The organism is Planomicrobium sp. MB-3u-38, assembly GCF_002836425.1.
GTDB lineage: Bacteria > Bacillota > Bacilli > Bacillales_A > Planococcaceae > Planococcus > Planococcus okeanokoites.
Window position 1 is genome coordinate 36578 of record NZ_PJBO01000073.1, and the last position, 11239, is coordinate 47816.

Here is an 11239-nt window from a genome sequence, read left to right on the forward strand (position 1 = left end):
CGCCCGCCTTCCTCTTTTGTCTGTAAAAGTGTACTTTTACGAACGGTTTTTTCTTTAAGATATTTTACTCATTTGGGTTTTGTTGAATTGAAAAGACCTTTATAAATTTTCTGCGGTAAGGTACTCGACAGCTCTTCCATGGTTTTTCTTCAAATATCAATTTTTCCATAAGTAAATCCGGACGAGGTATCGTCCGGATTTTTTTAAGATTAGGAAAGTATACAAAGTCGATATATCGTGAATCCGATGTGCAGGGCAGTTTTAACGAAGTGCGATATTTCCTATTCAACTGCCTTTGACAGATTTATATTCATTGTACTCAGGCATCACCTTGTGATCCATGTATTTATGGAAAAACCATTCGCCTCCGGTTATGATCAAAGCTGAAGTAAGCGCAGGGGTGACAAGTTGTGCCATGTCACCGGTCAGCAATTGGCCGACAAACCAGATGACGAGAAAAGCCAGAACGAAATCCGAAATCGTCGCGATGGCGTTGCGCGTATCCTGGTCCGCAGGCTTTCCTGCGTTCAGGAAAATTAGCAGATCGCCCATCATATAAGCGAGCGCAGTCAATGCCAAGCTGATTAAAAGCGTATCGACAAATGAAATATCAAAAATCCACGTCATGACAATCAAGAGAATGGCGGTGATCATAGCAAATTTAATGATAAGAGCTTTCGCATGATTCATGAAGTATCTCCTCCAGTTAAAAGTGGGATTATGAGAGATTTAACCTTTTTTATAGCATTCAACATAGGTTCTGCCATTTAATGTTTGAAATCTAATTTCCTTAAGAAATTGGATTCCTTACATTGACATACCCATGAATATTCTGGAATGATCCAATTAATTGGGAGAAAAGAAAAAACACCCCCAACGTTATATATAATAACAACGACAAAATGGAGGTGCTTTTACTGTGTTGGTTCCAAAGGTTTCGTAAAAACGATTCTATCCAGAGGAAACTAAACAAGAGGTCAGTCGGATAAAGCATCTGTTTTCGGTCTTTTAATGATTTAAAAACTGCACATAATGAAATTGAATTCCATTGTACAGTGTTTAAAATCATTTCACTTTAGCTGCAGAACTTTCCATATTCGCTTTTCTGACTTCCATTCTTTTGACGATAAATATACTTCCTTCATATAATATCGCCATCGGAATCAATACCAGCAGCTGACTAAGGAAATCCGGCGGTGTAATCAGGGCCGAAACGATGGCCAATACTATATAAGACCATTTCCGAATTTTTCTCATGGAAACTGATGTCAATACACCGATAGATGATAAAAACAACGCAACTATCGGCAACTCAAATAGTAAACCCAAAGGAACGGTCGTCATAATTAGAAAATGAATATATTCACTGGCAGAAATCAAGACATCGAAATTGGCAGATCCCATCCCGACTAAAAATTGATAACTCAAAGGATTAACTACGTAATAGCCAAATACTACCCCCATAATAAAAAGAAAGAGCATAGCAGGGGAATACAACCCAATGAATTTTGCCTCTTTATCTTCCAGCCCTGGCTTAACGAACTGCCATAAAAAATGGCTGAGAAAAGGCAAAGACAATCCAAGTGCGAGAGTCACCGAAATCGATGTATAAAATTTGATAACTTCTAACGGTCCGAGAATCACTAAACTATGTCCTTTCACGACATAAGGAAACCAAAAATTCAGCGTCGAGAAGACCAATACCAAAAAGAGTGTAAAAACAAAAGCACTTTTAATCAACTGCGTCCGCAATTCGCCTAAATGACCCACCAAAGACTCTATCTGAGATTCGGAATTTTCCTTTGGTGGCTCGGGCTTCTCCGGCGGCTCTTTCAATGGTTTTTCCGGTGGTTTTTCCACCGGTTTGTCAGGAGTCGGCGCTTTCTTATGAAGAGGACTTATCAATTTGCGATCTCCGTAAGGATCCATATAACCACCTTCACACTTTTTCTGATTTTTTCTCTTCCTTCACTTCTTTTTCTTTCGGCTCATCATCGTCATCGATAAGGCCTTTTGTCGAATTTTTGAATTCTGCAAACGTCTTTCCGACAGCACCGCCTATTTCAGGAAGTTTTCTTGGTCCGAAAATAATAAGAATAATAACCAATATGATAATCAACCCTGGAACCCCTATTGATGCTATTCCACCCATAATCTATTCCTCCTTTTTTGGTTAAACAAGTGATCCTCCATTTTCACTGTACTTGATGATGCCCTCAGCGCAACGGTATGCAAGTGCACCTACTGTTCCTGTCGGATTATAGCCACCGTTATGCGCAAAATTCCCAGCTCCTACCACAAACAGATTTTCAGCATCCCAATGTTGTAAGTAATTATTCACAACACTCGTTTCAGGGTCTGCACCCATAATGGTCCCCCCGGTATTATGTGTTGTCTGGTAAGGTACAATGTCATAATCAGACACTGGCTCCCGGCCGACCACGGTTTTTGCTCCCATTTCTTTCATAATTTCTACTGCTCTTTCCGTCAAGTACGAGTGTAGAGCACGGTCTTGATCAGTGAAATTATAAGTAAGTTGCAGCAACGGAACTCCGTAAATATCTTTATAAGTATCATCCAAAGCCATGTAATTATCCCGGTGTGGCATGGAAGCCCCTTGTCCGGTTACATTTAAAGTTCTCGTGTAACTATGGATGGAGGCTTTTTTGAACTCCGCTCCCCAAGACGGCGTATCCGGAGGGACCGGATTCGAAGCAATGGGCCTTTGTCCTGTTTGTGTCATTGAAAAACTGGCACCGTGTATAAAATCAAGGCCGCTATGATCGAAAGCATCTCCATTGAAATCATCAATCGACATTCCCAGTGCACCGGCTCCCATGAACGTGTTCATTTGTTCTTCGAAAAATCCGGAAGCACCTGGTAATATTTGGTAGGCGTAATTTTTCCCTAACGATCCGCGACCGGTTTCCGGATTATACATTTCGCCGATTCCCGAGACCATTAGTAATTTGGCATTGTTCATCACGTAACTGGTCAATACAACCACTTCTGCCGGTTGAATGAACTCTTCGAACGTGAGCGTGTCGATATATCGAACGCCTGTTACACGGTCTCCATCTTTTAACACTTCCACGACATTTGCGTTGAATGTGATGTTGTAGTTGCCGGTTTCTCTTGCTGCTGGTACAACTGTAACTTCAGGAGAGGATTTTGCCCCGTATTCACAGCCGAAACGTTCACAAAAGCCACAATATTGGCAAGCATTGATTTGCTGGCCATCCGGATTTTCGTATGTTTCCGACAAATTTGCAGAAGGCATCATGAAAGGTGTATACCCTAAATTCGATGTTGCTGTTTCGAATTTTTGAAGTAACGGCGTTTTTTTCATAGGAGGCGTTGGATAATCACTCGAGCGTTCTCCTGCAAATGGATTAGCATTTTCTCCTGAAATGCCTGCGGTTTTTTCAAACTTATCAAAATAAGGTTCTAGTTCGTCGTACGTAATGCCCCAATCTTGAATCGTATACTCTGGGGGAAGTTTATCCGCTCCATATTTTTCATCGGTCATTGTCTTAATTTGAAAATCGTAAGGCAAAAAACGCCACGTTTGTCCGTTCCAATGAGTTCCAGCTCCCCCTAAATTCTCTCCTAACAGAAAGGAACCCATTTGGCGCATCGGCAGTGCCCGTTGGTTACGCTTATTGCGGAACGTAATCGTTTCTTTTGATAAGTCCTGCATCAATTCGTAACGCATCGCATAGCGATACTCATCATGTACGATATTAAAATCTTCTGTGCCGCGTTCATGACCGCGTTCAAGCCCTACGACGGTGAGTCCGGCTTTTGCACATTCCGCTGCAATGATTCCACCTGTCCAACCGACTCCCACTGTTACTACATCCACTTTTTCCAAAGTTTTTGCCATTTAATCTCCTCCTCTAATCCATACCAAGCGACTGTGGTTCAATTTCTACAAAGTCTTCATTTTCGATTTCATTGATGTAAGCTGCTTGATGCCCGGGAAAATCCTTCATTTTCCAGCCCTCCATGTTTTGGTTCCCTCCATAAATAGGATCTGCGTAAGCTCCTTCTAGTGTAGCCTGCCGCATAAGCCGGAAGAAGAACAGAGAAGATGTCCCTTTCATTGGAATTTCGTCTTCTTGAAAAGCTGTCAATATTTCATCCATCTGCTCGCCTTCCAAATCGACAAAATTGGCATTAAACCGGCTTTTCGCTTCTGACTGCATTACTTGCACACCCTGTCGGAACATCTCATTTCTTCTAAGCCGGCTTTGGTAGCCTTGTGTTCTTTCTCCAGTAAAAAAAGGAGGCTGCATATACTCTTTCGAATTTTCGCCGTAACTTCCCGCCAATTGCCGGTCGATAAAGTATGGCACCCCAAGGCCGATTGCTCCTGGGCCTAAATCATCTTCCGGAAAAATCCGTTCTGTAGCTTGTGCAAGAATTTCAAATTCAGCATTGTTTTTAAAAAACATCAACCCTCTGACGCCGCCGGCTGACCCTTCTTCACCATCACCGTGGGCTGGGGTATTAGGCGTCGCAATGTCCTGACTAGTGTTCGCCCCAATGAGACCACCGATTACCCCGCCACCAATTAATGCTCCGGTGGCTATACCTGAGGTTTTCAAAAAGTCGCGCCTGGAAAAATTATTTTTATCTTTCGCCATCTTTTTATCCTCCTTTTAAAAAACTAAAAATTCCAACTATAATTATCTGTTACCCTATTACTTTAGGTTTAATCTTATAAATTGAGGCAATTTCACAACTCAGAGTCCTTGGGACTTTCCAGACCGTTAATACTTACTTGTAAATCAAACAAAGTAAGTTTTATTTAGTGTTTATCTAAGAATATAGCAAGGTAGAGGTTTGAAAAATAACATAAATTTAGGGAGGTGTATTTTCATGACTCAGCAAGCAAAAGAGTGAATTGCTTCATGCTAGAGGAACATCGATAGAAGATGTTCAGAAAGAATTGCAAGTAATCAGAAATTGTTGTGAGGAGTTAAAAACAGAGGAAGCGGGAGAAATATTAAATTGCTGCATAAATATTGAAAACGCCGAATGAGGAGAACAGATCCTGAAAGAGACGGAAAAATCCGAGGCTGCTGCACTTAATTAAAACGTATATTTTTAAAATCATCAAAAGCCGCCAAAATTTCATGTGGCGACTTTGGAATGCATCTCCGTTAACATATGAGGGATTATCGGCAGGGAAGAGACTTGATAGAAAGTCTCTTCTTTTTTCGTTCGTGTTCGTGTAAGTGTACTTTTACGAACGGTTTTATTTCCAGAATAATCTATCTATTAAGTTGAAATTCAAGTATATTAAAATTAAACGTTCAGAATCAAAAGGTTGCTTGTTCAACTAATGTGGCAGAAATTTGTAATAAGCATATTTGTCTTTGTGGAAAAATTTCTTAATAAAGGGGGTATAAAATTGAAGAGGATTTTTTTAATAGTTGGTTTATTGCTGGTATCCGTTTTTATCTTAGGTGCCTGCGGTAATGTGGAGAAAACGCAACATATTGAGGTATACGTTATTGAAATATTGGAGGAAAACGATGAAGGTTTTTCCGAAAGAACGGGTTATAAGAAAGTAAATGCAATCACCAATACAGAAACAAGTGAAAACCATGTGGAAACAGATATTAAAGCGATTGAGGACTTTTATGATACGGAAGGAAATTATATACGAACAGAAATTATCCATTCAAAATTTGATAAATCTCATATTACCAAAGCCGAAGATGGCAAAGAACGCAAAGAGGAAATTCAGGAACCATCAACCATCCTAACCCCAGATGAAAGTATTGAACATTTTAGATTAGAGGATATGACAACGGAAGAGAAAGAAAAAGTGAAAGAACATGTCCTGTCTTTTATGGATATGCTGTAAGCCATATGTAGCTGATGGGGCTCTAGCGGTATAAACATTATTACTAAATGGAACTTCCATAAAAATGGGGTGCTTATTTTTATTCTTCATTGAATCAGTTTACATATCATAGCGTTATCGGAAGCTGCAAAATAGAAGGGAGACATTTGGTGATTTCTGAATGTCTCCCTTCTATTTAGTACACACCAACAATGAGTGTAACCAATGCCTGTAACCATTCGATTAATGGGAAGAAAGAAGAAACAACAAATTCAAAATCCATCTTCCAAGAGCTGCATTAACAGGAAAACGACGCCAAAGCTTCTGGTGCCAACTGTTCAAGAGATGTTGTTTAATTCATACGTGGTGGAGCTCATTCCTTTATTCCATAAGTAATGAGCTTCCCCTTAGCTTATAAATTAAGAATAAAATTATGCAGACATTGACCAATAAGAGAAGATGGAATGTAAAATTGAAATCCAGTGTGATTAAAATCGCCGTAATTGAGATGAGACCTGTGCTGATAATAGCGATGATTATAGTGGATTTACCCTGCTTGATTATTTCCATCTCACTGGACCAGTTATAATTTGGGAATTTCAAATTGACAAAGAAGCCAGTGATGCTAATAAGCAATAAACTTGTGATTGTAAAAGAAATGAAGAGCAGTGAATCCAATAACGATGAACTGAAATTTTGAGTATAGACCAAAATAGCACAAGCTAATCCTGGCACAAAAAGCATCATGTTTAACGCAATTTTGGCTTTTGCAAGGTCCATTAAAGGGAGGGGAGACGTCAACAAAATCCAGATGCTTTGGCCTTCAAAAGATAGGCTTGATGAAGTGGTTGTGGTCAAAAGAATACATACAGTCGTAAATAGAATGAAGATATATTTGCTTGATAACGTGATAAAGGACAGTTCCAAGGTAGTGTCATACAAAAGAGGGGAACTATTGAACAAGTAAGCCAGGCTGCCAATGAGTAATAAAGCCGGTGTAAGCACTGTATTGCTGACATAGGTAATAGATGATAGATAAAGTTTCAGCTCTTTTGAGAATAGACATTTAAATGAACTATTGGAAGAAACCGTGCTAGAATCACGTGCTCTCCTTTTTGACGAAGTAGAATAGCTTGCAACTAAGAAAGCATATCTTTTAGTAAATACGTATCCGGTTATGAGAACAAGAACGAGAGTTATTGCTAGCAAGCTCAGCAAGTAAAAGAATCCGAATTCTGAGGTAGAGTTGCTAATGATGCCGAACAAGTAGAGTGGGGAACTAGTAGAAAAAATGTCTTTGTAATTCAATGACGCAGAGTTGTATGTGATATATAAAAGAGGTGAAAGGAATAAAAAGAATATAAGCAAAGCTTCGATCACATTACTATGGATTCTTAAAAAATTAAGAAGAATTTTTACTGCTAATGAAATGATGAATGTTGTTGTAATAACTAGTAAAGGAAGTATCACTACAAGGATAAGACTGGATAATAGAACGAACCAGAAGTCGGGAAGAATGAACATATGCAACAAGATGCCAGCAAAAACGGCTATTGCAGTAATGAGTAAATAAAGAATCATGAGTTTGATTACATTAAAGAGCTTGGCTTGCCATAATGGAATAGGCAGGCTGAAAATAAGTTCAGTATCTGAAGAAAAAATCATTTTTTTAATGCTGCTTAAGATGGTCCAGAACCCCAAGGCCCAAAACAAAATAGACGAAAGAATCGGAAAAAATAACATGGATTCTTCGTTGATGTACAAATCAAAAGCGATATAGACAATATATCCAATGGCCATAACAACAGCGGCACAATAGCCTGCCAACGTAAGAACAGCGTGCTTTCGGTCGTCCTGGTTATTGGATGATTCCAATCTGGAAAACTGAAAATCATTTGCCAAGATATACTTTTGCAATTGAATTAGCTTACTCATGTGCTGTGATGCTCCTGAATTTTTCGCCCAAGCTGCTCTCAGACAATAGGTTGATCATCGTATCATTGACGACCACTTCGCCGTTGTGGATCATGACCACTTTATTGCATAGCTTTTCCGCTACTTCTAAAACGTGGGTCGAATACAACACAATGGATCCTTCAGCTACCCGTTTTTTCATTTCTTCCTGTAAAAAGTAAGTGGCGTTCGGATCTAGCCCGACAAAGGGTTCATCCAATATGATTAGCTTTGGATTATGCATAAGGATTGAAATAAGAACGAGTCTTTGTTTCATGCCATGCGAATAAGTAGAAATCAAATCATGGATAGCACTACCGAAATTGAGCTTTTTCAGCAAGGTGTTCAATTGTTCGTTTATCGTCTCGTTGTCAATTTGATAAATGCTTCCAATCAGTTCCAGGTACGAATACCCCGTCATGTTCCCATAGAGCACAGGAGTGTCGGGAGAGTAACCGACCATATGTTTAAATTCTTGTGGGTTTTTCTCTATACTCACGCCATCTAATTCAATAGCGCCTTGATCAAAGCTATGAATACCCACGATGGATTTGATGGAAGTCGTTTTTCCAGCTCCGTTCATGCCGATGAAGGCGCAAATATCGCCTTCCACCAAATCCAAGGTTAAATTTCTAATGCCTTTTTCAGATCCTTTATATAACTTGGTCAAGTTGTTTATCGATAACATTTGAACTAGCCTCCTTCAATTAAGACTTTTTGAGATTCATATTGGCCCATGAGAGATTAAGTAAAATGAATGCCACACAAGTTGCAATACTGAAGTAATTGGAGTCGTGGACCGACAGCAACTGGTTCTCCGCGAGGTTTAAGATGCCGCCTGGGGACAGCTGGAACAAGAAGTGGTTGAACCCCTTGATCAGAATAAAGAAAATAGAAGCGGCGATTGTCGTAACGGCGATTAGGATGGGACTCTTGACAAAGGTGCTGATCAAGATGGCCAGACTCACGACGAAGAGGATCCATAAACTGTACAACAGCAGAAACAGGAAAAAGTTTGAAAAAGAGAAAGAACCGAATAAGAAAATGGTGTAACCATAGGAAACGACTGCCCCAATGGATATGCTGAACATGCTGATTACCCAATGTCCCATTAGTTTTGACAATAGGTAGGAGCGCAGCGAAACAGGACGGGTCAATATGAAATCTTGCATACCGCTGTTACGGTCGGCTGCAATCAGCCCCATGAAGCTAATAATCAAGATGATGAGTCCGATTTGATTGAATTGGCCGGAAATGGTCGACAGGAGAACTTCAGCAGAACTTGGCACTGGCCGGTTCGGATCGATGGTGATCCCATCTGCGCCGCCAACATTTTCGAGGATAACGTCCATGTATTTAGTGATCAGCGGTTGAGTAATGCCCAAGATCACGAAAAATAGTGATAACCAGATGAACTTAAATTCTTTTGCAGCTTCTACTAATTCAGTGCACGTTAATGTATAAAAGTTTGTCATGTGTCCGACACCATCTCCAGGAAAATTTCTTCTATCCCTCTTTCATAAAACTCAATGGATGTAATATCCATTTCTTTTGCAGCGAAGTCGTTTACGACTTTCTGTAAATCCAATTCTACAGCTCCCGTCAAAAGAAAGGTGTTCGGTGATAGGCATTCAACGCGTTCGACCTCAGAGCTTTTCAATGCTTCACTTGTTTGCGGGACATTTCCCATCTTAACTAGAATTTGTTTACGGTCTGATTTCTGAAATTCTTCGGTTATGTTTCCGACAATCATTCCATTTTTAATGATGATGTACCGGTCGCAAAACTCGCTGGCGTCGTCCAATATATGTGTCGAAATGATGATGGTCGTTCGCTTCTTTAAGCGAGCGATCAATTTTTTCACTTCATTCCTGCCGATCGGATCCAACGCAGAAACCGGTTCATCCAAAATCAGCAGCAGCGGTTGGTGCAAAATGGCCTGAGCAATCCCGAGCCGCTGTTTCATGCCGCCAGATAATTGTTCCACTTTGTAATTTCCTTTATCCTTGAGCCCGACTTCTTCTAAAACCGCTGAAATATTCCCCTTTAAAAATGTCTTGTCCAAGCCTGACAATTTTCCGAAGAAAAAGAGCGATTCCTCACACGTCATCCAAGGTTTGAAGTCCGTATGCTGAGACAAATAGCCAATATTTTTCTTGTGCTGCACGATAGGGTTGGAATTGAATGTAATGTTCCCTTGTTCATGCTGCAGAATTCCAGTCATGCATTTAATGAGCGTCGTTTTTCCGGCGCCGTTCGGACCTAATAAACCGACACACTCGCCTTCTGCAATCGAGAAGGTGACATCGCTCAAGATTTTTCTTTTTTTGATCGTCTTATGAAGCTTCACCACTGTAATCATTTCGGATCATTCTCCTTCCAATCACTAAATACAATATCGGTCCGAGCAATTGGAGCAATGTAATGGTGACCAGCCAAATATATGGCGAGACAATCAGATCTTTTCTTTTGAACCAATCATAGAGCGCGACTCCAATCAGTAATAAGTTAAATAAAATAATTGGCAAGACAAAAGGAAGAATCTGCGGCCAATCAATTTCAAGTAGAACAGTCATATCTGTATTCATATAAAACACTCCTTCAATTATCATTATCAATAATGATAATTGAAAAGTCAACAACTCTATTGTATTTTAGATGTATACTCAAAAATAAATTAAAGAGTAATCTCATTTTTTATTGTAAGAAAATCCTGATATGGATGTTTATAAGAGGTTGGTAATCTGGAAGAAAGACTAATAAATAGCTTACTAAGCATGAATAAAAAGGAGATCGAAATAGATGGAGTTTGATTTATTTAAAAACCAGGTCAGGTTCAAAATAGCTTTGGAATTAATAGATGTCGATGAAGGGTTATCGATTATGCAATTGAATAAATTATTGAAAGAAGTATCGCAAGCGACATTATACAGACACGTAAACTCAATGGTTGATGATGATTTATTGAAAGTCGTTGGCATAAATCGTATTGGAAAAGTTGAAGAAAAGCTGTATGCCCTGAATACTCAAGCTTATAAGATTAGCGAAGAAGATTGGCAGTCTGCCTCTTACGGCGATAAAATAAAGTTTGTAACTTATTTTTTTATGTATATTTTACAAAATTATAAGGATTATCATGAGAATAGAGTTACCGAAAATTCTCAAGATCAAGCGACATTTTCCTTAGTGAAATTGAACTTAACAGATGATTTATTCGATGATTTTCAGACGGAATTAAGCACATTAATGGAAAAGTACTATAATAGAAAAGAGGATAAAGAAGGAAAGGATCGGACGATTTCCATGGTGATTATTCCGTAACATCTCTTCTTTGAAGAGAAATTATTCTTTAAAACTTTGTTTACATGTGATGACGTTATCGGAAGTTCTTTAAAAACAAATATAAGAAAGGAAGAGGGAAGCCAACTT

Annotated in this window: 12 protein-coding genes; 2 read left to right on the plus strand and 10 right to left on the minus strand. The window is 39.3% G+C overall.

Features of this window, described 5'->3' with window-relative positions; all coding sequences use genetic code 11:
• Nucleotides 1-285: 285 nt before the first annotated feature.
• The 5 genes from CXF70_RS15510 to CXF70_RS15530 form a co-directional block, all read right to left on the minus strand.
• Nucleotides 286-690, minus strand: a complete 405-nt coding sequence (locus CXF70_RS15510; RefSeq protein ID WP_101803409.1) for a DUF2512 family protein — start codon at nucleotides 688-690, stop codon at nucleotides 286-288.
• Between the two features lie 375 nt (nucleotides 691-1065).
• Complete coding sequence (gene tatC, locus CXF70_RS15515; protein ID WP_101803410.1) at nucleotides 1066-1929, minus strand: twin-arginine translocase subunit TatC; 864 nt, start codon at nucleotides 1927-1929, stop codon at nucleotides 1066-1068.
• A gap of 10 nt (nucleotides 1930-1939) precedes the next feature.
• Nucleotides 1940-2152: a twin-arginine translocase TatA/TatE family subunit gene (gene tatA, locus CXF70_RS15520; RefSeq protein ID WP_101803411.1), complete on the minus strand. Its 213-nt coding sequence runs from the start codon at nucleotides 2150-2152 to the stop codon at nucleotides 1940-1942.
• Nucleotides 2153-2173: 21 nt separating this feature from the next.
• Nucleotides 2174-3886 carry a GMC family oxidoreductase gene (locus CXF70_RS15525; protein ID WP_101803412.1) on the minus strand — a complete coding sequence of 571 codons (1713 nt, stop codon included), beginning with the start codon at nucleotides 3884-3886 and terminating at the stop codon, nucleotides 2174-2176.
• A gap of 13 nt (nucleotides 3887-3899) precedes the next feature.
• Nucleotides 3900-4649 carry a gluconate 2-dehydrogenase subunit 3 family protein gene (locus tag CXF70_RS15530; RefSeq protein WP_101803413.1) on the minus strand — a complete coding sequence of 250 codons (750 nt, stop codon included), beginning with the start codon at nucleotides 4647-4649 and terminating at the stop codon, nucleotides 3900-3902.
• Between the two features lie 770 nt (nucleotides 4650-5419).
• On the opposite strand from CXF70_RS15530, the gene CXF70_RS15535 reads away from it, so the two are divergent.
• A complete protein-coding gene (locus tag CXF70_RS15535) occupies nucleotides 5420-5878 on the plus strand; it encodes a hypothetical protein (protein WP_101803414.1) in 459 nt (152 codons plus the stop codon).
• Between the two features lie 360 nt (nucleotides 5879-6238).
• Here the strand turns inward: CXF70_RS15535 and CXF70_RS15540 are convergent, their stop codons facing one another.
• From CXF70_RS15540 to CXF70_RS15560, 5 genes are read right to left on the minus strand one after another with little or no spacing between them, the layout of a single operon-like run.
• Nucleotides 6239-7792: a hypothetical protein gene (locus tag CXF70_RS15540; RefSeq protein WP_101803415.1), complete on the minus strand. Its 1554-nt coding sequence runs from the start codon at nucleotides 7790-7792 to the stop codon at nucleotides 6239-6241.
• On the minus strand, nucleotides 7785-8498 hold the full coding sequence (locus tag CXF70_RS15545) for an ABC transporter ATP-binding protein (RefSeq protein WP_101803416.1): 714 nt from the start codon (nucleotides 8496-8498) through the stop codon (nucleotides 7785-7787). Before CXF70_RS15545 ends, CXF70_RS15540 begins: the two co-directional genes overlap by 8 nt.
• 19 nt (nucleotides 8499-8517) lie before the next feature.
• A complete protein-coding gene (locus CXF70_RS15550; protein WP_101803417.1) occupies nucleotides 8518-9285 on the minus strand; it encodes an ABC transporter permease in 768 nt (255 codons plus the stop codon).
• Nucleotides 9282-10172 (minus strand): ABC transporter ATP-binding protein, encoded by an 891-nt coding sequence (locus CXF70_RS15555; RefSeq protein WP_101803418.1) that lies wholly within the window; start codon nucleotides 10170-10172, stop codon nucleotides 9282-9284. The genes CXF70_RS15550 and CXF70_RS15555 overlap by 4 nt, the downstream gene beginning before the upstream one ends.
• Nucleotides 10147-10398: a PLDc N-terminal domain-containing protein gene (locus tag CXF70_RS15560; protein ID WP_101803419.1), complete on the minus strand. Its 252-nt coding sequence runs from the start codon at nucleotides 10396-10398 to the stop codon at nucleotides 10147-10149. The genes CXF70_RS15555 and CXF70_RS15560 overlap by 26 nt, the downstream gene beginning before the upstream one ends.
• Before the next feature lie 214 nt (nucleotides 10399-10612).
• Here CXF70_RS15560 and CXF70_RS15565 point away from each other — a divergent pair, with 214 nt between their 5' ends.
• Entirely contained in the window at nucleotides 10613-11131 is a 519-nt protein-coding gene (locus tag CXF70_RS15565; RefSeq protein WP_101803420.1) for a helix-turn-helix domain-containing protein, read from the plus strand.
• The last annotated feature ends 108 nt before the right edge of the window (nucleotides 11132-11239 follow it).